Raw genomic sequence first — 24,916 nt, 5'->3', positions numbered from 1 at the left:
CGTGTGTACCGGCGCGCCGGGACCCGTTCATGGGTTCCGGCGGCGCCCCGGCGGTCGGTACGCGGGACCGGCCGGCCCCGCAGGGCCGGACCGTACCCGGCCGGCCGTCAGGAACGGCAGAGCCGGCAGGACCAGGCACTGGAGCGACACCGCGAGCCAGAAGCCGGGGACCATCCCCGCGCTCTCCGCGGCCCCGTAGAGCTGACCGCCGGCCACTCCGCTGGCGAACGCGCCGATCCCGGCGGCCAGCCGCTGACGGCCGAAGACCGTGGCCGGGTCGGCGGACGACCGGGCCAGCGCCTCCAGATCGTTCTTCAGGAAGAGGACGATCTCGCCCAGACAGATCAGCGCCGCCCCCGCGCCGATGCCCGCGTACCCGCCGGCGGCGATGACCGCCGTGCCCGCCGCCATCGCACCGAAGCCCAGCCGGATCGCGGTGCGGTAGGCGAGCGCCGCGATCCACTCCGACAGCAGGGGCTGCGCGACCACGAGCAGACACGCGTACCCCATCAGCACCGCGCCGTAGAACGAGGCCGAGGTGCGGGGGACGGCGTAGAGCGCCAGATAGTGCTGGAAGAACATGAAGACGTACACGCTCAGGAGGGTGACGGTGAAGGGCAGCGCCTCACGGCCGGGACGCGCGCGACCGTCCGCGGCCGGAGCCGGAGCCGGAGCCGGGGCGTCGGGCGTGACCGGCGGGGACGGCAGAGAGGGCGGGGACGGCGGGGCGGGCCGCGGCAGCGGTGCCCGTGGCGCCGACGGCAGGAGCGCGTGTCCGAGACCGACGGCGGCGAACAGCAGCGTCACCCCGGCGAACAGCGCGGTCGGCGAGGTCAGGACGAACGGCGCGGCGGCCGGTGGCCCGAGCGCGATCCCCGCGTTGAACGCGGAACCGCTCGCCGACAGCAGCCGGGGCCGGTCCGTGTCCTTCGCGCCCTCCACCAGATACGCCTTGTTCGCGGGCAGATAGAGCGCCGCGCCGCACGAGACCAGGAACAGCGCGCCGACGGCGACCGCCGGGCTGCCGAGCCCCGGCAGGAACGCCGCGAACCCCGCCGTGCGGACCCCCAGCGCGACCAGCATCGTCGCCCGCAGCCCGATCCGGCGCGCCAGCGCCGCGCCCACCACCCCGCCGGAGAACTGCACCAGCGAGGCGACGGCGAGCACCGCCCCGACCGTGCCGAGGCCGAGCCCCAGCCGCTGATGGAGCAGCACCGACATGTACGGCAGCACGGCGAAACTGCCCAGGGTGATCAGGAACGAGCAGGCCAGCAGGAACGACTGCGGTCCGGTCGGCCGCCGGCCGCCCCGAGGACGCCTCAGCCCGGGGAAGCCGCGTCTCTGCCCCCATTCCTGCCCCTGCCCCCGCCCCCGCCCCCGAGCCCAGGCCCAGGGCCGGGATCGGGGCCGGGCCCCGGTACGTTCCCCTCCGCCGCCCTCGCGCTCACCGCCCACCGTCGGCCACGAGGACGGGACGCACGGCCGCCGCGGCGCTCGCCGCCCGGTGCAGCGCCAGCTCCGCGGTGGCCGCCTCCGCCAGGACCATCCCCGTGCAGCCGCGCTGGTCGGCCACGGTGCCTATCGTGTCGCCGGGCGCCCGCACCGGGTACCAGGCCACCGCGCCGGGGTAGGCCCCGAGCCCGTCGAGCCCCCGCCAGCCCGCCAGTTCACCGGGCCCGTCCGGGTAGACCAGCACGAATCCACAGGCGGGACCGGTGTGTTCGAGCGCCGAGTCCATCAGCCGGGGACGGCGTCCGAGCGCGGTGTCGATCATGGCGTCGTACACATTCGTCCCCAGGGACCGGCACAGCACCTCACCGACCAGGGCCCCGCCGATCCTCCGGTTGATCTCGACCAGCTCGGGGCCCCCGGCGGTGAGGATGAACTCCACATGGGCGAAACCGCTGGTGTGCCCTGCCGTACGCAGCACGCGGCCCACCCACTCCTCGATCCCGGCCGACTCCCCGTGCGGCAGCGCGACCGGGAAGGCGGCGGCCTCCTCCCGTACGGCGTGCTCCCGCGAGGTCTGCCGGCTGAGCACCCCCAGCAGCCGGGTCTCCCCGGCCCAGCTCAGGGTCTCCGCGCTGTAGAGCGGACCGGCCAGGAAGGGTTCCGCGAACAGTTCCCCGGCGAAGGAGCGCCGGCCGGCCTCGGCGAGCGCGGCGCGCAGCGCCTCCTCGTCCCTGACCACCCAGACGTCCCGGGACGAGGTGCCCGCGGAGTCCTTGAGGACGGCCGGCAGCCCGATCGTACGGAGCACCTCGGCCGCGGCCTCGTCGGCGGCGGTGTCGGTGTCCGTATCGGTGTCGGTGTCGGTGTCGGTGTACCGGGCGTGCTCCCCGGCGGGGTACGGGCCGGCCGCCGGGTCCTTCTCCGAAAGGACCGGCACGGCGGGGCCCCTGCTCAGTCCCGCGCGGTGCAGCAGCCCGCGCACACGCGCCTTGTCGCGCAGCACCCGCACCGCGGCCGGATCGGGGCCCGGCAGTCCGAACTCGGCCGCCAGATCCGCGGCCGGGACGCTCCAGGTGTCCGTCGTGTTGATGAGACCGGCCAGACCGGGCAGGTCCGCGAGCGCGCGCCGGGTCGCCGTCCGGTCGAAGGTGTCCACGTCCACCACGGTGAGCGCGCCGTCCGGCAGTGTGTCCAGCTCATGCCGGTAGACGGTCCGGTCACCGGTCAGCAGGGTCAGCCGGTGACCCGCGCCGGCCGCCGCGGCGGCCATCCGGGCCAGTCCGAAGGACAGCGACTCCAGTGCGGCGATCGTCATGAGGGCTCCCCCTGCGCCATCGGCTCCGGCCATGCGCCCGAGCCGTCCTCCGGTCCGATGCCGTCCACGGCCGGCTCCTTGTGGGAGCGGCGCTCCCACTCCATCACCGACCACGGCGGACGCAGCTCGTCGAGGGTGTGGATCCGGTGCGGCCGCAGGGCGCGTCGGTCCAGTGCCTCGGCGTGCCGGGCGAACACCCGCTCCGCGTACCGGTGTCCGGTGTCCGCGCCGATGACAAGATGCTGGCGCCCGGGTTCGCGGTCCGCCTCCCAGCCCGCGACCAGATGGGCGGCCCCCGTGGACAGCCCCGCGAACACGGCGTGTTCACGGAGCAGACCGACCGCGCCCGCCATCGCGTGCCGGAAGTCCACCCAGTGCAGCGTGTCGTACAGCTCGTGCCGGACGTTCTCGAAGGGGATGGAACTCCCGATGCCCGCGATGATCGCCTCCGGGTCGCTGAACCGCTCGCTGCCGAAGGTGACACTCCCGAACGGCTGGATGCCCACCAGCCGCACCGCCCGCCCCGACCCGCGCAGCGCCCGCACCAGTCCGCCCGTCGACGCGCCCGTGCCGACGGCGCCGACCACCGTCAGCGGACCGTCGGGCAGCGCCTCGGAGACCAGTGCCGCGAACTCCCGGTACCCCGCGTAGTGCACGGCGTCGTGGTACTGCCGCATCCAGTGGAAGTCCGGCCTGCGGGCGAGGAGTTCACGCACATGCCGCACCCGCCGCTCCTGGTCGAGCCGGAGGCTCTCCGACGGGGGCATCTGGTCGACCGTGGCGCCCAGGACCTCCAACTGGGCACGCATCACGGCGTCGACGGTCGTGGACGCCACGATGTGACAGCGCAGCCCGTACCGGTGACAGGCCATGGCCAGCGCCAGCGCGTAGATACCGCTCGAACTGTCTATCAGGGTCTGGCCGGGGACGATACGGCCGCGCCGCAGCAGCGTACGGACCGCGCCGAGCGCCGCGTACACCTTCATCGTCTCGAAGCGGGCGAGGACGACATCGCCGCCGAGCCGGATCAGATCGGGGGCCTTGATCGCGTCGGTGATGTGCTCGTGTACGGGTGTCCGGGTCATTTCCGGGTCCCCCGTACGATCAGCCGGCGCGAGCGCTGGTCGTAGCCGGAGCCGTCGAAACCCCCGAAGCACTCGACGTCCGTGAACCCGGCCGCCACGAAGAGATCGTGCAGTTCGGCGGCGCTGTAGAGGAAGGAGGTGATCGACGCCGTACGCGCGGTGGAGCCGCGCACCAGCGTCCAGTCGGTCCGCAGCCGGCGCCAGCTGTCGAGGACGGTGTCGCGCTGGACCACATACGAACCGTCGGGGAGGTCGACCGCCTGCGGCCGGCCGATCCAGCCGGCCAGGACCTCCTTGCCCATCACATCCACCAGGAGCCGGCCGCCGGGTACGAGGGACTCACGCGCGTTGCGCAGGACCCGCAGATTGTCGTCCGGATCGTCGAAGTAGCCGAAGGACGTGAAGACATTGAGCACGGTGTCGAACGAGCCGGGCTCGACGTACTCCAGCATGTCCGCCCTGACCAGCCGCGCCTGCGCACCGGCCGCCGCACACGCCGTCCGCGCCCGCTCCAGCATGGCCGCGCTGAGATCGACCCCGGTGACGGTGTGTCCGCGCCGCGCCAGCGGCACCAGGAAGAGCCCGGGGCCGCAACAGAGGTCCAGCACCCGGGAGCCGGGCGGGAGGTCCAGCAGCGGCGAATCCGCCACGATGTCCGCGACCTCCTGGCCGCGCGCGGCCGAGAACATCGTGGGTGCGAAGTCGGACCAGAGGGAGTCGTCCTCGTACCACTTCAACCGTGCTGCCCTCTTTCTGAGCCTCGACGGCCCTGATCCCGGCCCGGTCACCCGCTTCCTTGTCAGTAGTCGGCCGGTGTCCACGGCTGGTTCCCGGGAAATCCGGGACGCAGCCGACGTGCCCGGCGGCGAGGGCGGCCGCCGGGTCACCGCCGGGGTCACTGCCGGGTCAGCCCTCGCGCCTGGCCGCGGCCAGGGCCGTACGGATCGTCTCCCCGTCCGCGCTCACCGCGGGGACATCGAGGGAAGTGCCGTGATCCCGCAGATCCAGCCCGTACGGCAGGCCGTAGACCGGGGCGTCACGCTCGAAGCGCCAGCTCTCCGCGAGCGGCCCCGCGTCCACGACGTCGTAGCCGAGGAGGTCGATCAGCCGCGTGGCGGAGGCCTTCGCCTCCGGGTCGTCACCCGCGATCGGCAGGGCCGAGCGGTCGGGCGCGCCCGTGGGCCGTGCCAGCGAGGCGAGATGCTTGTAGAAGATGTTGTTGAACACCTTGACGACCTTCGACTCCGGAAGGTGTTCCTGGAGCAGACCGCTGGTGGTGGTCTTCTCCGCGTCCAGCTCGGGGATCCGCCCGTCGCGGTCGGGGTAGTAGTTGTTCGTGTCGAGGACCACCTTTCCCGCCAGGGGCGCCACCGGCACCTGGCGGTAGTGCTTCAGCGGGACGCTGACCACCACCCAGTCACCGGCCTCCGCCGCCTCGGAGGGAGTCGCGGCCCGTGCCCGCGGACCCAGTTCGTCCACCAGGCCGGCCAGGGTCTGCGGGCCCCGGGAGTTGCTGAGGACCACGTCGATCCCCGCGGCGACGGCGAGCCGCGCCAGGGTGCCACCGATGTGTCCACTGCCGATCAGTCCAAGAGTGCTCATGGGGGTGCCAGCCGAGGACACCGCGGCGGTATTCCCCGCCGCGGTGTCCGTGCCCCGTACGGAGCAGGCGCCCGCTCAGCGCCCGGCGGCGGGACCGTCAGCAGTTCTTGTAGTCGGAGCGCGTGGAGTTGTACGAGCAGGTGTCGTGCACCGCGCCCGAGGACCGGGTCAGGGTGGCCTTGTCCTTGTCGTTGTTCCAGACGTAGGCGGCGCGCTGCTGGAACACCGTCGTGCCCGTGTTGGTGCCCTTGCCCGTCCTGACCGTGACGGTCTTCCCGGCCTTGAGGGTGAACGCCTTGAACGTGTAGGCGTGCCGGGAGGCGTCGGTCAGCTTCCAGCCCTTGAGGCTCACCGGCTTGGTGGTGCTGTTCTTGATCTGTACCCACTCGCCGTTGAGGCTCGCGTTGGACCGCTTGTCCGAGCCGGGGGAGTCGTACCAGATCTTCGCTATGTGTACGGAACCGGCGGCCTGCGCCTGTCCGGGGAACATCATCAGGGTGGCGGCAGCCGCCGCGAGGGCGGTGGCGCCGGCTGTGCGGGCACGGGGCATGAAGGAATACGTCCTGTTCAGGGAGGGCGCCGCTCGACAGGGCGGCGCGAGGAACCCGACATTACGCAGCGCGTGCCACTGAAACACTGCTTTCCGGTAAATCAGATCAGAAGTACGCTCACGTCTCCGCTGGCTCAGGTCTCCGCCACCTCACAGCTACGTCAACTCCCGGTCCGTCCGGCGCGGTTGAGGACGTCCCGGGAGCCGGCGGTGAGGCGGCGGCCGTGCTCAGTGTGTCTCCCCGTCACCGTGTCTCCCCGTCACCGCGGGCGGCAGCGAGATGGTGGCCCGCGGCCTGTTCCAGATGGACCAGATCGCTGGAGACGGTGGCGAAGGTGAAGCCCTCGGCCAGACGCCTGGCCGCGCTCGCGCCGTCCGCGGTGTGGATGCCCGCCGCGACACCCGCGGCGGCCGCCGCCTCCCGGATCGTCACGAGCGCCGCCTCGAACCGCTCCTGGACCGCCGGATCCCTCGTGGTGGCACCACCGATGCCGAGGCGCAGGTCGGAGGGGCCGACATAGATGCCGTCGAGGCCCTCGGTGGCACAGATCTCCGCGACCTGCGCCAGACCGTCCGCGGTCTCGATCATCGCCAGGACGACCGTCTGCGCGTGCGCGTCCGCCGGGTCGGGCCCGATCCGCAGGGCGGAGCGCACGGGACCGTACGAGCGGTGTCCCAGCGGCGGATACCGGACCGCCGCCACCGCGTCGGCCGCGTCCTGGGCCGTGTCGACCAGCGGCACGATGACACCGGCCGCCCCCGCGTCGAGCGCACGGCCGATCGGCCCCGCGTCATTGGCCTCGACCCGCACCAGTCCGACGGCGGTGCTCCCCTTGGTGTCGATGGCGGTGAGGGAGGCGAGCACCCCGGAGTGGGCGAGCAGACCGTGCTGGGCGTCCAGGGCCACGTAGTCGTAGCCGAGACGCGCGATCCGTTCGGTGGAGACGGGCGAGTCGAGCACGGACCAGTAGCCGATGAGCCGTTCACGGGCGCGCAGGGCGGTGGCGAAGGCGGCGGGCGTACGGGACTGGTCGTGGGGCATGAGGGCTCCTTCGGGACGGTGGGGGAGGGGCGGCGCCGTAGCGTAGCGGCGGGGGCCGCGGCTCGGCAGGCGGCGCGACCCGGCGGGCGGCGGAGCGGCGCGGCGCGGCAGGGGGCGGCAGGGGGCGGCGGCCTGGCGGAGGGACGGCGGGGACGGCGGGCCGACCCGGCGGCTCTTACGGTTACGGTCAACTTCGGGCAGAGCGGTGCGAGCGGCGCAGCCCGTCACGGGCCGGTCCATTCACGCCCATTCGAGCGCCTTTCCGGTTACCGGTTCCGCAGTCGCGGAATGCGAATCCGGGGAAGGGTCGACTTTCCCTGGGCGACTTACTAGGATGCCCAACAAGTTCTTGGTGCCGGCATTTTCGAAACCCGACAGGACCCACCCCGGCACTCTATTCATCTGTCGGCAAAGCACGGTTAAAGACATCTGGCTGCCTGCTGCGTTCCTGTAAAGATCGTCGTGGAGCGAATACCCAGGTGGTTGGGCGTATCGCGCTGTTACGGGGAGATGGAAAACAGTGGGGCCTGGCAGAGGTCTGTACCAAAGAAGAATGCGGAACATTTCCGTCCGGCGATGTCCCGGCGACGTGATGTGCCCAATCTTCGGCACTTTCGCGCGTCGCGGACCCGAGCGTTGATTCGGGGGGCGGGAGTCGCGTGCGTTTTCAGCTTTTGGGCCCCTTGAGCATTGCCGAGGGGCAGGACGCTGTTGTTCTCAAACCGTCCAAACCGGCCAGCTTACTGGCAGCCTTGCTCATTCATCCCGGATCCGTCGTTTCGACCGGTTATCTGCTGCGCGCGCTGTGGGACGAGGACCAGCCGGCCACCGCCAGGGCCGCGCTCCAGAGCTGTGTCCTGCGGCTGCGCCGCCTGTTCGCCAAATACGGCGTCACGGGCAATGCCATCGAGGCGGTGCCCGGTGGCTACCGCATGAACGCCGACGCCGACACGCTCGATCTGGTGCGCTTCCGCACCCTGGTGCGGGCGGCGGACGGTTCGGGGGACGCGGAGGGCGAGCTGTACCGGCTGAAGGAGGCGCTCACCCTGTGGCAGGGGCCTCTGCTGGCGAATGTGCCGTCCCCGATGCTCCACCGCGACGAGGTGCCGGGTCTCACCGAGGAGCGGCTGCGCGCGCTCGAACGGGCCTGTGACATCGAGCTCGCCCTGGGCCGATGTCGCCAGGTACTGGTCGACGTGTGGGAGGCGGCGCGCAGACATCCCGGGCGCGAGCGTTTCTCCGAACAGCTCATCGAAGCGCTCTACCGCACCGGCCGGCAGTCGGAGGCCCTCAGCGAGTACCGCGCCGTGAAGGGCAGGATGAAGGAGGAGCTGGGCATCGATCCCGGCCCGGGACTCCAGCGGCTCGAACTGGCCATCCTCCGGGGGGACGACCTCGGTCCCGCGGCCGTCGACCGGACGGTGTCCCTCCCCGGCGGTACGCCGATGGCCCTCGCGGCCGCGACCGAGCGCCCGGCACTCGCCGCCGCCCCGGTCGCCGTCACCGCACCTCCCGCGCCGGTCCCGCTGCCCGTACCGCCCGTGCCGTCCTTCACCGGCCGGGCCGCCGAGCGGGCGGCGATCACCACGAGCCTCACCTCGGGAGCCCCGGGAGCCCCGGGAGCCCCGGGAGCCCCGGAAGCGCCGGGAGACTCCGCTGTCCCGGGGGCCCGGAGCGGTTCGGTCTCCCCGGGCGGCGCCACCGTCGTGGTCCTCTCCGGCGCCCCCGGCATCGGCAAGACGGCACTGGCGCTCCAGAGCGCCCACGACTGCCAGCACAGCTTCCCCGGTGGCGTGTTCGTCCTCACCATGACCCGGCCCGACGGATCGTCCGTCACCCCGGCCGAGGCGAAAGCGGACCTGCCAGCGCCCGGCGCCGCCGGCGGCCGGACCCTGATCGTCCTCGACGATGTCACCATCGCCGACCAGGTGCGCCCGCTGCTCCCCGCGGCGGCCGGCGGCGCGGTGATCGTCACCAGCAGACGCGGTCTGGCCGGACTCATGGCCACCCACGGCGGGAGTGTCCACCGGCTCTCCACCCTGGACCCCGAGGAGTCCCAGGAGCTGCTGGCCGCCACCATCGGCGCCGCCCGGGTGCACGCGGAGCCCGCCGCCGCCCGTGAACTGGCCCGTGTCTGCGGCCACTTCCCGCTCAGCCTGCGGATCGCCGCCGCCCGGCTGCTCACCCGCCCGGGGCTGCGGATCGAGGACTGTGTGGCCTGGCTGGCCGAGGACCTCCCGGCCAGGCTCTCCCTCGCCGACGACCCGGGCATGTCCGTACCGCATGTCTTCGGCGGCGCCCTGCACCGGCTGGAGCCGCGCTGGCAGCAGGCCTTCCGGCAACTCGGCGACCAGGACGGGCTGTTGCTCTCCTCCGGAGTGCTCGGTGACTCCGCGGAGGCGGAGGAGGCGCTGGAGCGCCTCGCTGACGCCGGACTGCTCGAAGAAGGGCCTCCCGGCCCCTACCGCATCCATCTGCTGCTGAAAATCTACGCGCGTCGGCAGGCGCGCGAATGGAACCGGAACCAGACGGCCACCGCGCCCCACTGACGGGCGAAGCCCGTCCGACCTCGAACGATCCGGCCACCTTGTCCACGTATCCAGGGGTGTCATTGACATGGGCTCAACCTACGAAGCCGTCGCCACGACCTGTCCGCGTATCCGCCGGGATGTGCTGTTCACCGAGACGGCGGACGGAGTGCTGTTCCACAACGCCGACGGCGGGTTCCAGCTCACCGCCAGGTCCGCCTACCGCTTCGCCACACTGATCGTCCCCCACCTCACCGGGGAACACTCGGTCGCCGACATCTGCCAGGGCCTCGGCGACCGGCAGCGCGCCATGGTCGGAGAGCTGGTGAAGAGCCTGTACGAACGGGACTTCGCCCGCGCCGTGCCGCGGGACGGGACCGAGGCGGTGGACACACCGCCCGACGTGGCCCGCCGCTACGCCCCGCAGATCGCCTATGTCGACCACTACTCCGACGACGCGGAGGCCAGGTTCCGGCGCTTCACCACCGCCCGGGTGGCCGTCCTCGGTGACGACCTCGTCGCCCGCTGGTGTGTGCTCAGCCTGATCCGCAACGGCTGCGCCACCATCGGCCTCCAGCCCGGACTGGACGGCGAGTCGAGGGAGATCGTCGAGGCCGAGGCGCGGGAGGCCGCGGACGACGGCTGCCCGGTGACCCTGCTCGACCTCCGCGCGGACGACCCCCGCCGGCCCCTGGACTGGCCGGACCTCGACGCGTACGACATCGTCGTGGTCACCGGCGGACCGGCCGCGCCCCGGCGGCTGTTCCCGCTGCTGCGCGCGGGTGTCCCCGAGGGCCGTACCCTGCTGCCGGCCTGGTCCTACGGCCACCACTGCGTCGTCGGACCGCTGATGACGCCCGGGGCCACGAGCTGCTGGGCGTGCGCCGTCCTGCGTATCGGCTCCCACGGCGAGGCCGCTGCCGCCGCCGACATCTGGAACGCGCTGGCGCTGCCGGGCACCGATCCGGCCGGTGACCTCCCGAGCCGCCCGCTGGCCGCCATGACCGGCAATCTGCTCGGCTACGAGATCTTCCGGATCACCACCGGCGCGCTGCCCGCCGAGACCGCGGACCAACTGGTCGTCCAGGACATGAAGTCCCTCGACGTGTCCGCCGAACCCCTGCTGCCGCACCCCCGTTGCCCCTTCTGCGCCGACACCACCACGGCAGCGGAGGGCGGCGCCGGATCGGGCACCGAGGGACGTGGCGTCCCGGCGGCGGCCGTCGACCTCGCCACGGCCGGGAGCGGCACACCGCCCATGCCGACGGCCGCCACGGCCCGGGACGCCGACGCCCTGGTGGAGGAGCTGAACCGGCGCTCGGTGCTGGTCCGGCCACGGGCCGGGGTCTTCACCCGGTTCGCGGACGAGCCCCTCACCCAGATCCCCCTCAAGGCCACCGTCGTCGAGTTCGGTACGGGCCACGGTCTCTCGCGCCGTGTCGCCGCCTTCGATGTGCACCATGTCGCCGGAGCCCGGCTGCGGGCGCTGAACGCCGCGGCCGGGGTGTACGCCGAGCATGTCGTCCGCACCGCGGACATACTGACCGGCGGCCGGCTCGCGACGCTCCGCGCGGAGCTGCGCGCCGTGGAGTCCGGCGCGCTGACGACGGCGGGCCCGTCCGCGGCCACCGGCCTGCCGGTGACCGCGTGGACCCGTGCCACCTCCCTGCTGAGCGGGGAGCGGCTCCTCGTGCCGGCCGCCGCGGTGCGGACCCTCGGCCCCCACAACGCGGACCGGCTGTTCGAGCCGACCCGGGCCGGGACCGGCGCGGGAGCCTCGGCGGCGGACGCGGCGGCCGACGGGCTCCTCTCCGCCCTGGCCCATGACGCGCTGACCCGCGCGCTGCGCGGCGCACCGGTGGGCCGGGTACCGCTCAAGACCCTCGGCGAAGGGCCGGACGCGGACGCCGAACTCACCTTCCTCATCCGCTCCGCCGCCGTCCTCGACATCGAACTGGAACTGCTCGACCTGGGGGAGAGCGACCGCTCCGGCGCCCATGTGCTGCTCGCCCGGGGAGCGGGCGGCTGGGCCGTCGGCGCCGGGACCGGCTGGCGCGGCGCCGCCGTCGCCGCCGTCCGCGACCTGCTCGGTACGGTGCAGCTCGGCCGTGACGACTCCGCCGCGCCGTTCGACACCGGGGACCCGCTGCTGCGCGACCTCGACGCGACGACCCTCGACGCGGCCGACGCCGACGGCCTGCCCGCCGCCGCGGACCGGGACGCCGTCTCCTGGTCCGGGGTCCTCGGCCGGCTCCGGGCGGCCGGCCGCGACGCCCTGGTGGTGTCCACCGGCTCCGCCGATCTGGCCGCCGCCGGGATCAGCACCGCCCGGGTGCTTCTCACCGCGGAGGCACCTCGTGGCGTCTAGTGCCCTCGCCGCACGCAACGCACGCCCCGCACGCCCCGCCGGGCCCGCGGACCCGGGAGGTGCCGCGGGCCCGCGCCTCACGGAGCTGCTGGGACGCGCCCTGGAGCGGCTCGGCGGACCCGGGGCGGTCCTCACCGCCCTGGGCGCCGACGACGCGTTCGCCCCCGAGGAGGCCGCCGGCCCGGTTCCCCCGGAGCCCGGGATCCCGGTGCATCTGTACGGCGGCCACGCCGTCGTCGGACCGCTGCCGGGCGCCGGCGGCGCCTCCGGGGCGCCCTGCTCGCGCTGTCTGGCCCGCCGCTGGCAGGCCGTACGGTCGGTGGCGCTCCGCGACGCCCTCGAACTGGGCGGCGAGACCAGGGCGGCGGGGGAGTGGCCCTACGCCACCCCGTTCGCGGCGGACGCCCTCGCCGCGCTCCTCACGGCGCTGTGCGAGCGGCCCCCCGTGTCCGACGCCCCCGTGTCCGACGGGCCGTTCCCCGGGATCCGGCTCGTGGACCTGCGTACCCTCACCGTCCGGCACTACCCGCTCGTCCCGGACCCGGAGTGTCCGCGCTGCGCCACACCCCGGGCCGACACCGCCGAGGACGCCCGCATCACCCTGCGGCCCGCGCCCAAGCACCGGGCGGGCACGTTCCGGCTGCGCCCCATCGAGTCGTACGCCATCGATGTGGCCGCGTTCGCCAATCCGGTGTGCGGCGCGCTCGGCCCCTCGGTGGTCCATGACGTCTCCTCGACCTCCACCTCGGCGACCATCGGCTGCTTCTCGATGCGCTCCGGGGAGTATCTGCGGGAGACGTTCTGGGGCGGCCACGCCGACTCGTTCGGCCGCAGCAACCGGATCGGCGTGCTCGAAGGCATGGAGCGCTATGCCGGCATGCGGGCGCGCTCCCGGGTCACCAGCGTCGTGGGCACCCTGGACGAGTTCGGCGCCGATGCCGTCGACCCCCGTGAAGTCGGCCTGTACGCACCGGAGTTCTACCGGGACAACCCGCATGTCCGGCCGTTCGCCCCCGACCGCGAGATCCCCTGGGTGTGGGGCCACTCCCTGCGCGACGACAAGCCGCGACTGGTGCCCGAGGTGCTGACGTACTACCACGCGCCCGGTCTGGAGAACAGATTCGTCCAGGAGAGCTCCAACGGCTGCGCCTCCGGGGGCTGTCTGGAGGAGGCCGTCTACTTCGGCCTGATGGAGGTCATCGAGCGCGACGCCTTCCTGCTGGCCTGGTACGGGCGGCAGCCGCTGCCCGAGATCGACCCGGCCACCAGCACCCGGGCGTCGACCCGGCACATGGTCGACCGCCTCGCGATGTACGGCTACCGGGCACGGTTCTTCGACACCAGGATCACCTTCCCCGTGCCGGTGGTCACCGCCGTCGCGGAACGCTTCGACGGCGGCCCCGGCCGGATGTGCTTCGGCGCGGGCGCCGGACTCGACCCCGAGTCCGCCCTCGACTCGGCGCTCTGCGAGATCGCCACCGACGCGGTGAACCTCCAGGGCCGCACCGAGCGCGACGAGCCCCGACTGCGCGCCATGGCCGAGGACTTCGACCGGGTGACGGCCCTGCACGACCATCCGCTGGTCTACGGCATACCGGAGATGGGCGAGCACGCGGCCTTCCTCCTGGACGAGCGCGGCCCGGCACGGCGGGGCGCGCCGGAACCCCCGCGCGCGGTGGCCGATCTCCGCTGGCCCGGCCCGTCCGGCGCACCCGCCTCCCCGGACCTCCGGGACGATCTGCGCCGCTGTGTCGACGCGGTGACCGCGGCCGGTTTCGACGTGGTCGTCGTGGACCAGACCATGCCCGAACAGCGCGCGCTGGGACTGCACACCGTCAGTGTGCTCGTCCCCGGACTGCTGCCGATCGACTTCGGCTGGTCCCGGCAGCGGGCCCGCACCATGCCCCGGCTGCGGACCGCCCTGCGCGCGGCGGGACTGCGCGAGCGCGACCTGACGCCGGAGGACCTCAATCCGGCACCCCACCCCTTCCCGTGAACCGACCGTCCAGCAGAGAGGAGCGTTCCGTGGGCTACGCCCATGAGTACGCGGCAGCGATCATGCAGCGCGGCCGGATCCCGATGGAGCCCGCCGATTTCGTCCCCGACTGGGCGGACCGGCCCCGGAAGGCGAAGTACTACCCCGGAGTCGAGGCGTTCCCGCTGCCGGACACGGACTTCCCCGCGACGGCGACCGTCGCGGCGGGCTGTCTGCCCGGCGGGGACCCGCTCGCGCCCGGCCACCACGCCGGGCGGCCCGGAGGAGCGTCCGGGGACCGGCGGTTCACCCTGGACTCGCTGTCCGGGATGCTGCGGGACTCCTACGGGCTCACCGGACGCCGGCTCGGTGTCCAGACCAATACCGATCTGGCGGCCCTGCCCCACTACACCCAGGCCAACTGGTCGCGCGGCACGGCCTCCGGGGGCGGTCTCTACCCGGTCAGCGTCTACTGGATCTCCGGCCCCGGCGGACCGCAGCCGCCCGGTGTCCACTACTACTCCGCTCCGCACCACGCCATGCAGCGTCTGCTCGCCGGTGATGTCACCGGAGAGGTACGCGCGGCGCTCGGCGGGCCCGCGCCGGGAGGGGCCCATGACCAGTTCCTGGTCCTGGGCGTCAAGTACTGGCAGAACGCCTTCAAGTACAACAGCTTCTCCTTCCACGCCGTCAGCATGGACCTCGGCGCGATCCTCCAGACCTGGCGGATCTGGGCCCGCGCGCGCGGGCTGAAGGTCGAACCGGCGCTGTGGTTCGACGAGCACAGGCTCAGCGATGTGCTCGGAGTGGACAACCAGGAGGAGGGCGTCTTCGCCGTCGTCCCGCTGAACTGGGAGGGCGCCGTACCCACCGCCCCCGCGCTGTCCGCGCCGCCCGCCGTCCGGCACACCGACTCCGAACGCTCCCGCAGGGTCCTGCGCTTCGAGACCCTCCAGCGGATCCACACCGCGACCACGGAGGCCGCCACCGCGCGCCCCGCCCCGGGCGCGCTGGCCCCGGCCGCCACCGCCCCGCCCGCCGGCACCGGTGTGACCGTGGCGCTGCCGGCCCCCGCACTGCCCCCGGTGAGTGTCCGTACGGCGCTGCGCGCACGCCGGAGCAGCTTCGGCCGCTTCGACGCCGGTACGCCCCTGACCACCGCGCAGTTGGCCGCGACCCTCGTCGCCTGCGCCGCCGCCTCGCTCGGCAGCGACGCCGAACGGCCCGCCGTGCCTGCCCTGTCCGCCACCGTGCCTGCCGTGCCTGCCGTGCCCGACGTCCCCGCCGACAGCGCGGCACGGGAGCGGCCGGTCACCCCGGGGCTCGTCACGCTCTACGCCTTCGTCAACCATGTCGAGGGCGTCGAGCCCGGCGCGTACGCCTACGATCCCGCCGCCCATGAGCTGCGTCTGGTGGTGCCCGGAGCGCCGGGACCCTTCCTCCAGCGCAACTACTTCCTCTCCAACTACAACCTGGAGCAGGCGGGCGCCGTACTCGTCCCCGCCGTCCGGACCACCGCCGTCCTCGACGCCGTGGGAGACCGCGGCTACCGGCTGGTCAACGGCACGGTCGGGGCCGTCGCCCAGACCTTCTACACGGCGGCGTCGGCCCTCGGACTCGGCGCGGGCGTCGCGCTCGGCTTCGACAACATCTCCTACATCGAGGAACTCGGCCTGGAGCGCACGGGTGAGGATCCGCTGCTCATCATGCTGCTCGGCAACGAGCGCGCGCGGCCCGCCGACTTCCGCTACGAGATCGCCTGACCCGGGACGGGGGACTGCCATGACACCGGGCACGAGTACGAACACCACCACCGGCACGGACGCCGGGGCACCGGCGCGTGCGCCCGCCGCGCCCGCCACGACGGAGACCGCCACGACGGAGACCGCCACGACGGAGACCGCCACGACGGAGACCGACTGGCGGCCGGGCCGGCGCTTCATGCTGCGCGTCGCCGGACTCCCCGTCGAGTCCGTGCACGCGCTGCGCTGCGAGGACAGCGGCCGCTGGGCCGACGACGTCCTCGCGGCCGAGGAACGGCTGCGCGCCCGTGGCGCCGAACTCAGCGATCTGCTCCACGAGGTGGTACGGACCACCGATGTCTCCCCCGACGGGGAGGGCGGGGCGCACCGCCGTGAACTGCTCGCACTGCGCCGCCAGATCTTCAACAACCGGCTGCCCGCGGCCCCGGAGGCCGCCGTACGCCTGGTCGCCGCACTCGACCCGCGCGCCGCGGAACCGACCGCGGAGTGGATCAAGGACCGCCGGCAGCTGGAGAAACTGCGGAGCGAGGGGGCACCGCTGCTCGCCGCCGATCTCGGCCGGACCCGTGCCGCGCTGCGCGGTCTGCTCACCGAGGACCGGCTGCGCCGCGGGCTCCTTCTCGCCTCCCCGACCCTGGAGGGGCAGCTCGACGCCTATGCCGCCAAGGCCGCCTCCGGCGCGCCGCACGACAGGCGGATGCGGAAGATCGAGCGCTCCGTACTGGCGTACCTCTACCGGACGGCCTGCAAGACCAGCCCGTTCAGCACCTTCACCGGTGTCGCCACCGGCCTCTTCGACGACGACGGCGACGATGCCGCCGTCCAGGTCGACGAGGAGTGGTCGAGCCATGTGCGGCTCAATGTCGTCGTGCTGGGCCGGTTCGCCGAACTGATCCTCGCCGACCCGGCCCGGCGGGGCGATCTGCCCGTACGGCCGGCCTCCGGCTGGGAGCGCGACGACGACCGGATCCGTTATGTACGCCAGTGGGTCACCGCGGGCGACGACTCCGCCGCGGTCACCTTCGACGCCGTCAAGGACCGGCTGTTCTTCCTGCGCCGCAGCGGCACCCTGGACCGGCTGCTCGCCCTCTTCGACACCGGCGAGGAACTGCGCTACCGCGATCTCGTGGAGTGGCTCCGCGCCGAGCACGGCGCCGAGCCCGAGATGTGCGAGACCTATGTGGCGGCGCTCCTCCAGCTCGGCATGGTGCGGGTGCCGTGTCTGGACACCGATGTCCACAGCCCGGACCCGCTGCGCGCCTTCCGCGCCGCGCTCGGCGGACTCGGACATCCCTGGGCCGACGCTCTCGCCGCGGCCCTCGAAGGCCCCGCCTCCGTCATCGGCCGTTACCCCTCGGCCGGCCGCACGGAACGGGCGGAACTGCTGCGCGAGCTGCGCGCCGGACTGCGTGCGGCCCAGGCCCTGCTGAGCGACGGCGAGGCCACACTGCCGCAGACCCTGCTGTACGAGGACGTCAGCGCGGGCCGCGAGGTGCGCTGCGGTCTGGGCGCGTGGACCGGACCGGCCGGCGGGGCGCTGCGCTCCGTCGAACGGATCCTGCCCGCCTTCGACCTGACGCTCCCTCAGCGCGTCACCTTCAAGGGGTTCTTTCTGGCCCGGTACGGGCGCGGCGGACGGTGCGACGATCTGCTGGGCCTCGTCCACGACTTCCACGAGGACTTCTTCGACCAGTACCTCTCCTTCGCCGGCAAGCGGCGGCCGTTCGACGACCGGGGCGCGTACGTACCGGAGGAGAACTGGCTCGGCCTGCCCGGGATCCGTGCCGTCGACGCGGCGCGCGAGGTGTTCATCGGCCGGATGCGGCGGGCCTGGGAGGCGCGCGGCGACGCGGCCGAGATCCGGCTCGGGGAGGCGGACCTCGCCCCGGTGGCGGACGAACTCGCCCCGGTCGCGGGCGACTTCGTACCCCAGTCGCACCATCTCCAGCTCGCCCGCGAGGACGGTGTCCCGCTGGTCGTGCTCAACCGCTCCTACGGCGGACTCTCCTTCCCCTTCAGCCGGTTCACCCATGTCTACGACACCCCGGGCCCGTCCGGCGAGGCGGAGGCCTTCTCCCGGGAGCTGCGCGCCACCGCCGCCGCCGTCACCCCCGACGGAGCGGTGCTCGCCGAGATCACCGGCGGCGCGGTCACCAGCAATCTCAATCTGCACAGCCCGCTCACCGACTACGAGATCGTCTGCCCCGGCGAGTCGAGCACCGTCCCCGAGGACCGGCGTATCCACCTCGACGATCTCTCCGTCGAGCACGACGAGGCCACCGACCGTCTGGTCCTGCGCTCCGCCCGGCTCGGCCGTGAGGTCCTTCCTGTGTATCTCGGCTATCTGGTGCCGCTCGCCCTGCCCGAGATCCCCCGCACCCTGCTGCTGATGTCCCCGACCTCGATGGCACCGCTCGATGTGTGGGGCGGCGTCCCCGAGGGCGAGGCCGTGGACGGTGTCACCTCACGCCCGCGTGTGCTGCACGGCGAAGTCGTCCTCAGCCGCCGGAGCTGGACCACCACGGCGGGATCGCTGCCGTCGCGCCGTCCCGGCACCGGCGACCAGGAGTGGTTCCTCGACTGGCAGCGCTGGCGGCGGGCGCACCGGCTGCCCGACCAGGTCTTCGCCACCGTCTCCGGCGGGCCCCGGGGCGGCGCGGGCGCCAAGCCCCAGTACGTGGACTTCCGGAGCTTCCTCTCCCTCACCGCCCTCGAAGCGCTGCCGACGCACCCCGACGACCGGGTCGTGCTGCGGGAGATGCTCCCCTCCGAGGACGGACTGCATGTCCGGTCCGCGCGCGGCAGCCATGTCGCCGAGCTGGCCGTGGAGACCTTCACCTCGACCCGACGCACAGAGGGCGCACCGACATGTCAGAGCTGACCCCCGCTCCCGCCCCGGCCTCCGCCGCTCCCGCCCCGGCCTCCGCGGCCGGCCCGGACCTCGCCGCCGCTTCCGCCGTGAGCCCTGCCACGACCGCCTCCGGTGCGGGCGACTGGCAGGCCCTCCACATCTTCTACGCGGCCAACCCGCAGCCCCTGCTGGTGAACTGCGTTCGCCCGCTGGTGGCGGAGCTGACCGCCGACGGACTGCTCGCCGGCCACTTCTTCATCAACTACTGGCTGGAGGGGCCGCATGTGCGACTGCGGCTCAAGCCCGCCGGCGCCGTCGCCACCGCCGAGGTCCGCCGCCGCGCCGAGGAGGCCGTCAGCGCCTTCCTCCGGGCCAGGCCCGCCCTCTACGAGGTGGACTCCGGCTTCCTCAACGAGTTCTACAACACCCTCTTCGAGATCGAGTTCCCGGAGGGCGACCGCGGCGCGTTCATGGACACGGACGGCCGGATGAACCTGCGGCCCAACAACTCCTACACGTACGAGCCCTATGAGCCCGAATACGGCAAGTACGGCGGCCCGGCCGGTGTCGAGCTGGCCGAATGGCACTTCGCGCACTCCAGCGAACTGGTCATGGACGCCTTCCGCACCATGAATCTGCATCTGCGGACCGTGCTGCTCGGCACCTCGGCCCAGCTCATGATGGTCATGGCGGGCTGCTTCCTGCCCGAACGCGGTGAACTCGGCGCCTATCTCGACCGCTACTACGAGTTCTGGCACAAGGCGTTCCCCGGCACCGGCTTCATCGGTTCGAAGGAGTACGACAAGAACTACGCGGAGATGGCCCCCGGTCTCGGCCGCCGCTTCGAGACGATCCGGCGGGCCGTCCGCACCGGGGAGCTGGGCCGGCTGCCCGCCTTCCTGCGCGGCTGGGCCGAACACTGCCTCGAACTCCGCTCCCGCGCCGAGGAACTGGCCGTCCGGGGCGAGCTGGTGTTCCGCTCCTGGGACGGTACGCGCGACGAGAGGGTCGGCGACCCCGCCGTGGCGCTGCCCCTGCTGCTCTCCCCGTATATGCATATGACCAACAACCGGCTGCATGTGACGATCCGCGACGAGGCGTATCTGTCGCACGTGCTGGGCCGGGTGCTGCGCGAGGACACCACAGGAGCCCCCGCCCCGGCGGCGATCCCATGAGCGGCTCACCCGCCGGCTCCGCCGGGACGGGACCCGTCGGCACGACCGCCTCCGCCGGGCACGTCGGACCGGCCGGGTCCGCCTCCGGCGCCGGGTCGGGGGCCGGGTCCGGGGCCGGTGCCGCCTCGGGTTCCGGTGCCGTTTCCGGGTCCGGTGCGTTCCTCTCCCACCGCCCGGCGCTGCGTCCCGGCATCCTGCTCAGCCCCGCCCTGCTGCACGGCCCGGCCACCGTACATCTGATCAAGGACCCGGACGGCGGCGCGGCCTTCGAGGTGGGGGTGAAGGAGCACTTCCTGATCTCCCGGCTCGACGGCGTCCGCAGTCTCGGGGAGATCGGGGAGGAGTACGCCGACGCCTTCGGCAAACGCCTCTCCGAGCCGCACTGGAAGCGGCTCCTCGGACTGCTCGGCACCCGGGGCCTGCTGGCCGGGGCACCCCCGAGGCCGGCCACGGACCGGGCCCCGGCGGCCGGACCCCTCCACGGCACCCTGCTGCGCGGCACCCTGCGGCTGGTGGCCGACGCGCACGCCACCACGGGCCGGCTCCACCGGCTGCTGCGCCCCGCGCTGCGCGCCCCGGTGCTGCTCCCGCTGACCGGCCTCCTGGTGGCGATGGAGGTACTGCTCGCCACCGCCCTGCCCGAACTGGCCGACGACACCTGGTGGCTGTTCCACCAGCCCGTCGCGCTGGTCGCGGTCTTCACCCTGCTCTGGTTCAGCACGGCGCTGCACGAACTCGCCCACGGAGTCGGCGCCCGCCATTACGGGGGCACCGTCAGCGAGATCGGACTACGCTGGCGGCTGCCCATGGCCGTCATGTACTGCACCGTCGACAACTACCGCTATCTGCGCACCCGTTGGCATCAGTTCGCGGTGGCGGGCGCGGGTGCCTTCGCCAATCTGCTGTTCCTGCTGCCGTTCCTGGCCTGGTGGGCCGCGCTGCCCGAGGGGGACCCGACCCGCCGGGTCCTCTCCGGCCTGCTGCTGCTCGGCAGCGCCCAGGCCCTGGTCAATCTGCTGCCGCTGCCCCCACTCGACGGCTACACGATGCTCGGCCACGCGCTGCGCGTCTCCCGTCTCGCACCGGAGAGCGGGCGGTATCTGCGGCTGCGCTTCGGCGACCGCGAGGCCGCGGCCGGCTACCCGCGCCGGGCCCGCACCCTCTACCTCGGCTATGCGCTGGGGTCGGCCGTACTCGTCGTCCTGATACTGGCAGCCCTGGCAACAGGCCTCTACTTCCACCTAGTTCACTGACCCACAACCCCCGAGGGGCGCAGAACCACATGAGCGAGGCCAGGACCATGGCGTCCGTGCCGGACGAGGCAGCCGCGGACGCGGCGATCGTCGTCGATGCCATCCGCAAGCGATACGGCGACCGCCAGGCCGTCGACGGGGTGTCACTCCAGGTGCGCCGGGGGGAGTTCTTCGGGCTCCTCGGCCCCAACGGCGCGGGGAAGACCACCCTCGTCGAGATCATGGAGGGGCTGCGCCAGGCGGACTCCGGGACCGTCACGGTGCTCGGCGAACCGCCCTGGCCGAGAAATGTGGGGCTGCTGCCGAGGCTCGGTGTACAGACCCAGTCCTCCGCTTTCTTCGTACGCCAGACGGCGCGTGAACACCTCCGTACGGTGGCCGCCCTCTACGGGGCCGGGCGCGAGGACGCCGACCGTACCCTCGGCTCGGTCGGGCTGGCCGAACAGCGCGATGTGCTGGTCGAGAACCTCTCCGGCGGCCAGCGCCAGCGCCTCGCCATCGCCTCCGCGCTGGTCCACGGACCCGAGCTGATCTTCCTGGACGAACCCACCGCCGCGCTGGACCCGCAGGCCCGCCGCGATCTGTGGAAGGTGCTGCGCGACCTCAAGAGCCAAGGCCGCACCATCGTCTACACCACCCACCATCTCGACGAGGCCGAGGCGCTCTGCGACCGGGTGGCGATCCTCGTCTCCGGTTCCGTCGTCGCCCTGGACTCCCCGCACCATCTCGTGGCCGCCGCCGATGTACCGACCCGGCTGATGATTCCCGTCGAGCGGATGACGGAGCGGGACGCGGCCGCCATTGCCGGAGTCGACCGGGTCACGGTGCAGGGCGGCTCGCTCGTCCTGGAGACCGCCGTGTCCGGCAAGGTGCTCCAGGCCGTCGACGCGCTCACTGGTCTGGACGGCGTCCAGACCAGGACCGCGACGCTGGAGGACGTCTATCTCGAACTCACCGGCACCCCGGCCGCGGTCGCGGAGAGCGCCCACGGGACCGACGGCACCACCGGCGTCCACGGCGCCACCGGCACCAACGACACGGAGCGGCAGGGATGAGCGCGTACGCGGCACTGACAGGGGCGGGTTTCCGGGCACAGGTCCGGGACAAGGCCACCCTCTTCTTCACCTTCGCCTTCCCCCTCCTCTTCCTGGTCGTCTTCGGACTGATCTTCCGCGGCCAGGAGGTGGAGGAGACCGGCCGTCCCTACATCTCCTACATCGCCCCGGGCGTCATGTCCTGGGGGGTGGCCAACGCCGCCGTCTTCGGGGTGGCCTTCACCCTGATGCAGTGGCGCCGTGACGACCTGCTGCGGCTCATCAGGATGACGCCGACCCGGCTGCCCGCCGTCCTGGCCTCCCGCTATGTGCTCGCGCTCGCCGTGGGCGCCGTGCAGGCCGTGGTGTTCGTGGGGGTGGCGCTGCTGCCGCTGTTCGGACTGGAGCTGGACTCCCGCTGGCCGCTGGCCCTGCCCGTGCTGGTGCTCGGCATCACCGCGTTCCTCACCATCGGTGTGGTGATCGGCTCCTACGCCGATACTCCCGAGGCGGTCGCCGCCATCGCCAACTTCCTGATGGTGCCGATGGCCTTCGTGTCCGGTTCGTTCCTCCCGCTCGACATGATGCCGTCCTGGCTCCAGGCCGTCTCCCGGGTGCTGCCGCTGCGCTATCTCAACGACGCGGTGTCCGCGGCGCTCTCCGGCCGGGGCGGACTCGACGACATCGCGCTCGGCTGCGGGGGCCTGATCGTCTTCACCGTCATCTTCGGCGCGATCGCGCTGAGGACATTCCGCTGGAGCAATACGACATGACGGCACCGAGCACCCCATCATCCGCCCCATCCACGCCATCCGCGACGTTCGTGCCATCCGCGCCCGCCACGGCGGCCGGGGACCGCATACCGCTGGAGCCCGCACGGGAGCGGCTCCGGCGCGCGCTCGCCGAACGGCTCGCCCCGGCCGCCGCTCCCGTGGTGGTGCCCCTCGGCGCCGCGGACGTCCTCGGTCACGGTGACGGCGACCCGTTCGCCGGGGTACGCCCCGGGGCCACGGTCCATCTCACCGCGCGGACGGTCCTGGTGGGCCCCTGGGGCGGCGACGGCGACGCCCCCGCCTGCGGCCAGTGCCTGGCCATGCGGTGGCAGCGGCTGCGCACCCGTACCGAACGGGACGCCCTGGAGACCGGTGCCCGTACCCGCGCCACCGGCCACTGGCCCCGGCTGACCCCGTACGCGACCGACGCCGTGGAAGCCCTCTACCGAGCGGTCGTCCTCTCGGACTCCGTCCTCCCGCCGGAGCGGGCGGACGCCGACCGCCGACTGCCCCAGGTCTCGCGGCTCGACCTGGCCACGCTCGCGGTACAGACCTTTCCGCTGCTCGCCGATCCGCTCTGTCCGCACTGCGGACCGCGCGGCACCGACAGCCGGGACGAGGCGCGGCTGGGACTCGTCAGCCGGCCGAAGCCCTCCCCCGGCGTGTACCGGCTGCGCCGCGCCTCCTCGTATCCGATGCCGGTCACCGCGCTCGCCAACCCGGTCTCCGGGGTGCTCGGCGCCGGCACCTGGATCAATGTCACCTCGCCCACCACCGCCCCGGTCGCGGGCAGCGTCTTCATGCGCGGATACGCGGGCCTGACCGATGTGACCTGGAGCGGGCAGGCCAACGGCTTCGATGCCAGCCGTGATCTCGCGTATCTGGAGGGCCTGGAACGGTACGCGGGAACCCATCGGCGCACCGGAACCACCCTGCTCACGGCAGCCTTCAACGAGCTGCGCCGGGACGGGCAGCCCGCTCTCGACCCGGCCGAGTGCGGTTTCTACGCGCCCGAGACCTACCGAGACGATCCCATGGTGAGCCCCTTCGACCCCGACCGGCCCATCCCGTGGGTCTGGGGCTACTCACTGCGCGACGAGCGCCCCCTTCTCGTGCCGGCCCGGCTCGTCCACTACAGCGCCGGTCTCTCCTCCGACAACTTCGTCTTCGAGTGCTCCAACGGCTGTGCCATCGGCGGCAGTCTGGAGGAGGCGGTGCTCGGCGGACTGCTCGAACTCATCGAGCGGGACGCCTTCCTGGTCGCCTGGTACGGCGACACCCCGCTCACCGAGATCGATCTGGACTCCGTCGGTGATCCCACGGTCCGCACGATGATCGACCGCGCGGCTCTCCAGGGCTATGACGTCCACGCCTTCGACAACCGGATCGACCTGGACGTACCGGTCGTCACCGGGCTGGCCGTACGGCGCGACGGCGGGCCCGGCACCTTCTCCTTCGGCGCGGGCGCGAGCCTCGATCCGGCGGCGGCGCTGGAGGGAGCGCTGTCCGAGGTGCTCACCTATATCCCGCACCTGCCCCGTCAGGTGGCGGAACGGCGCCCCGAACTGGACGCCATGGCCGAGGACTTCACCAAGGTCCTGCATCTGAAGGACCACGCCCAGCTCTACGGTCTGCCGAGGATGGCCGAGCATGTCCGCGGTTACCGGGAACCGTCCGCCGTCGGGCCGATGGCGGAGGTCTACCGCACCTGGGAGGAGCGCGACCGGCCCCGTACCGGCGATCTGCGCGACGATGTGACGCACTGCCGGGACGTCCTCGTACGGGCGGGGCACGATGTGATCGTGGTCGACCAGACCACGCCCGAACAGCACCGCATCGGGCTGCGCACCGTCGCCACGATCGTCCCGGGCCTGCTGCCGATCGACTTCGGCTGGTCGCGTCAGCGCGCCCCGCTGATGCCGAGGCTGCGGACCGCCGCGTACCGGGGCGGACTGCGCTCCACCGAGCTGACGGACGCGGAGATCCGGAGGGTGCCGCACCCCTTCCCGTAGGCACAGGCACAGGCACAGGCACAGGCACAGGCGTAGGCGTAGGCGCAGGCGCAGGCGCGGGCACAGGCACAGGCCCTGTCCGTGGGGAGGCGGGCGGAACCGCCGTCCCACGACGACGGAAAGCGGACGGTACCCGCG

General features: G+C 72.9%; 17 protein-coding genes. 10 read left to right on the top strand and 7 right to left on the bottom strand.

The window, feature by feature from the left end; translation table 11 throughout:
• Window positions 1-27: 27 nt before the first annotated feature.
• From ACFYYH_RS14210 to ACFYYH_RS14180, 7 genes are all read right to left on the bottom strand, one after another.
• Window positions 28-1,233 (bottom strand): MFS transporter, encoded by a 1,206-nt coding sequence (locus tag ACFYYH_RS14210; protein ID WP_388550165.1) that lies wholly within the window; start codon window positions 1,231-1,233, stop codon window positions 28-30.
• A gap of 211 nt (window positions 1,234-1,444) precedes the next feature.
• Window positions 1,445-2,767 (bottom strand): ATP-grasp domain-containing protein, encoded by a 1,323-nt coding sequence (locus tag ACFYYH_RS14205; protein WP_388550163.1) that lies wholly within the window; start codon window positions 2,765-2,767, stop codon window positions 1,445-1,447.
• Window positions 2,764-3,852 carry a pyridoxal-phosphate dependent enzyme gene (locus ACFYYH_RS14200; RefSeq protein ID WP_388550160.1) on the bottom strand — a complete coding sequence of 363 codons (1,089 nt, stop codon included), beginning with the start codon at window positions 3,850-3,852 and terminating at the stop codon, window positions 2,764-2,766. Before ACFYYH_RS14200 ends, ACFYYH_RS14205 begins: the two co-directional genes overlap by 4 nt.
• On the bottom strand, window positions 3,849-4,589 hold the full coding sequence (locus tag ACFYYH_RS14195; RefSeq protein WP_388550157.1) for a class I SAM-dependent methyltransferase: 741 nt from the start codon (window positions 4,587-4,589) through the stop codon (window positions 3,849-3,851). The genes ACFYYH_RS14200 and ACFYYH_RS14195 overlap by 4 nt, the downstream gene beginning before the upstream one ends.
• Window positions 4,590-4,758: 169 nt before the next feature.
• Complete coding sequence (locus tag ACFYYH_RS14190) at window positions 4,759-5,454, bottom strand: NADPH-dependent F420 reductase (protein ID WP_388550155.1); 696 nt, start codon at window positions 5,452-5,454, stop codon at window positions 4,759-4,761.
• Between the two features lie 97 nt (window positions 5,455-5,551).
• Window positions 5,552-6,004 carry a lamin tail domain-containing protein gene (locus ACFYYH_RS14185; protein WP_388550153.1) on the bottom strand — a complete coding sequence of 151 codons (453 nt, stop codon included), beginning with the start codon at window positions 6,002-6,004 and terminating at the stop codon, window positions 5,552-5,554.
• Between the two features lie 244 nt (window positions 6,005-6,248).
• Entirely contained in the window at window positions 6,249-7,046 is a 798-nt protein-coding gene (locus tag ACFYYH_RS14180) for an HpcH/HpaI aldolase/citrate lyase family protein (RefSeq protein WP_388550151.1), read from the bottom strand.
• A gap of 659 nt (window positions 7,047-7,705) precedes the next feature.
• Here ACFYYH_RS14180 and ACFYYH_RS14175 point away from each other — a divergent pair.
• The 10 genes from ACFYYH_RS14175 to ACFYYH_RS14130 all read left to right on the top strand — a co-directional run bounded on the left by ACFYYH_RS14175 (window position 7,706) and on the right by ACFYYH_RS14130 (window position 24,778).
• Entirely contained in the window at window positions 7,706-9,595 is a 1,890-nt protein-coding gene (locus tag ACFYYH_RS14175; protein WP_388550149.1) for a BTAD domain-containing putative transcriptional regulator, read from the top strand.
• A 67-nt stretch (window positions 9,596-9,662) separates the two neighbouring features.
• Window positions 9,663-11,942 carry a TOMM precursor leader peptide-binding protein gene (locus tag ACFYYH_RS14170; RefSeq protein ID WP_388550146.1) on the top strand — a complete coding sequence of 760 codons (2,280 nt, stop codon included), beginning with the start codon at window positions 9,663-9,665 and terminating at the stop codon, window positions 11,940-11,942.
• The gene (locus tag ACFYYH_RS14165) at window positions 11,932-13,938 is read left to right on the top strand and encodes a TOMM precursor leader peptide-binding protein (protein WP_388550144.1); all 2,007 of its coding nucleotides are present in this window, start codon (window positions 11,932-11,934) and stop codon (window positions 13,936-13,938) included. Before ACFYYH_RS14170 ends, ACFYYH_RS14165 begins: the two co-directional genes overlap by 11 nt.
• Before the next feature lie 29 nt (window positions 13,939-13,967).
• A complete protein-coding gene (locus tag ACFYYH_RS14160; RefSeq protein WP_388550141.1) occupies window positions 13,968-15,680 on the top strand; it encodes a nitroreductase family protein in 1,713 nt (570 codons plus the stop codon).
• 178 nt (window positions 15,681-15,858) lie between these two features.
• Window positions 15,859-18,561, top strand: a complete 2,703-nt coding sequence (locus ACFYYH_RS14155; RefSeq protein ID WP_388550453.1) for a lantibiotic dehydratase — start codon at window positions 15,859-15,861, stop codon at window positions 18,559-18,561.
• Window positions 18,549-19,706, top strand: a complete 1,158-nt coding sequence (locus ACFYYH_RS14150; protein ID WP_388550139.1) for a lantibiotic dehydratase C-terminal domain-containing protein — start codon at window positions 18,549-18,551, stop codon at window positions 19,704-19,706. Before ACFYYH_RS14155 ends, ACFYYH_RS14150 begins: the two co-directional genes overlap by 13 nt.
• A complete protein-coding gene (locus ACFYYH_RS14145; RefSeq protein ID WP_388550136.1) occupies window positions 19,703-20,959 on the top strand; it encodes a peptidase M50 in 1,257 nt (418 codons plus the stop codon). The genes ACFYYH_RS14150 and ACFYYH_RS14145 overlap by 4 nt, the downstream gene beginning before the upstream one ends.
• Before the next feature lie 29 nt (window positions 20,960-20,988).
• Window positions 20,989-22,014, top strand: a complete 1,026-nt coding sequence (locus ACFYYH_RS14140) for an ABC transporter ATP-binding protein (RefSeq protein WP_388550135.1) — start codon at window positions 20,989-20,991, stop codon at window positions 22,012-22,014.
• Window positions 22,011-22,766, top strand: a complete 756-nt coding sequence (locus tag ACFYYH_RS14135) for an ABC transporter permease (RefSeq protein ID WP_388550132.1) — start codon at window positions 22,011-22,013, stop codon at window positions 22,764-22,766. Before ACFYYH_RS14140 ends, ACFYYH_RS14135 begins: the two co-directional genes overlap by 4 nt.
• The gene (locus tag ACFYYH_RS14130; RefSeq protein ID WP_388550129.1) at window positions 22,763-24,778 is read left to right on the top strand and encodes a TOMM precursor leader peptide-binding protein; all 2,016 of its coding nucleotides are present in this window, start codon (window positions 22,763-22,765) and stop codon (window positions 24,776-24,778) included. The genes ACFYYH_RS14135 and ACFYYH_RS14130 overlap by 4 nt, the downstream gene beginning before the upstream one ends.
• The last annotated feature ends 138 nt before the right edge of the window (window positions 24,779-24,916 follow it).

It is taken from the genome of Streptomyces sp. NPDC002018, assembly GCF_042890865.1.
Lineage (GTDB): Bacteria > Actinomycetota > Actinomycetes > Streptomycetales > Streptomycetaceae > Streptomyces.
Note: the sequence above shows the minus strand (reverse complement) of the source record. Positions and strands in the feature narration are given on the sequence as shown.

What these genes read in the sequence shown, in the direction of transcription:
- ACFYYH_RS14205 (WP_388550163.1), bottom strand. Translation starts at nt 2,767, where the DNA reads ATGACGATCGCCGCACTGGAGTCGCTGTCCTTCGGACTGGCCCGGATG.
- ACFYYH_RS14200 (WP_388550160.1), bottom strand. Translation starts at nt 3,852, where the DNA reads ATGACCCGGACACCCGTACACGAGCACATCACCGACGCGATCAAGGCC.
- ACFYYH_RS14190 (WP_388550155.1), bottom strand. Translation starts at nt 5,454, where the DNA reads ATGAGCACTCTTGGACTGATCGGCAGTGGACACATCGGTGGCACCCTG.
- ACFYYH_RS14185 (WP_388550153.1), bottom strand. Translation starts at nt 6,004, where the DNA reads ATGCCCCGTGCCCGCACAGCCGGCGCCACCGCCCTCGCGGCGGCTGCC.
- ACFYYH_RS14180 (WP_388550151.1), bottom strand. Translation starts at nt 7,046, where the DNA reads ATGCCCCACGACCAGTCCCGTACGCCCGCCGCCTTCGCCACCGCCCTG.
- ACFYYH_RS14170 (WP_388550146.1), top strand. Translation starts at nt 9,663, where the DNA reads ATGGGCTCAACCTACGAAGCCGTCGCCACGACCTGTCCGCGTATCCGC.
- ACFYYH_RS14155 (WP_388550453.1), top strand. Translation starts at nt 15,859, where the DNA reads ATGCTGCGCGTCGCCGGACTCCCCGTCGAGTCCGTGCACGCGCTGCGC.
- ACFYYH_RS14150 (WP_388550139.1), top strand. Translation starts at nt 18,549, where the DNA reads ATGTCAGAGCTGACCCCCGCTCCCGCCCCGGCCTCCGCCGCTCCCGCC.
- ACFYYH_RS14145 (WP_388550136.1), top strand. Translation starts at nt 19,703, where the DNA reads ATGAGCGGCTCACCCGCCGGCTCCGCCGGGACGGGACCCGTCGGCACG.
- ACFYYH_RS14140 (WP_388550135.1), top strand. Translation starts at nt 20,989, where the DNA reads ATGAGCGAGGCCAGGACCATGGCGTCCGTGCCGGACGAGGCAGCCGCG.
- ACFYYH_RS14135 (WP_388550132.1), top strand. Translation starts at nt 22,011, where the DNA reads ATGAGCGCGTACGCGGCACTGACAGGGGCGGGTTTCCGGGCACAGGTC.
- ACFYYH_RS14130 (WP_388550129.1), top strand. Translation starts at nt 22,763, where the DNA reads ATGACGGCACCGAGCACCCCATCATCCGCCCCATCCACGCCATCCGCG.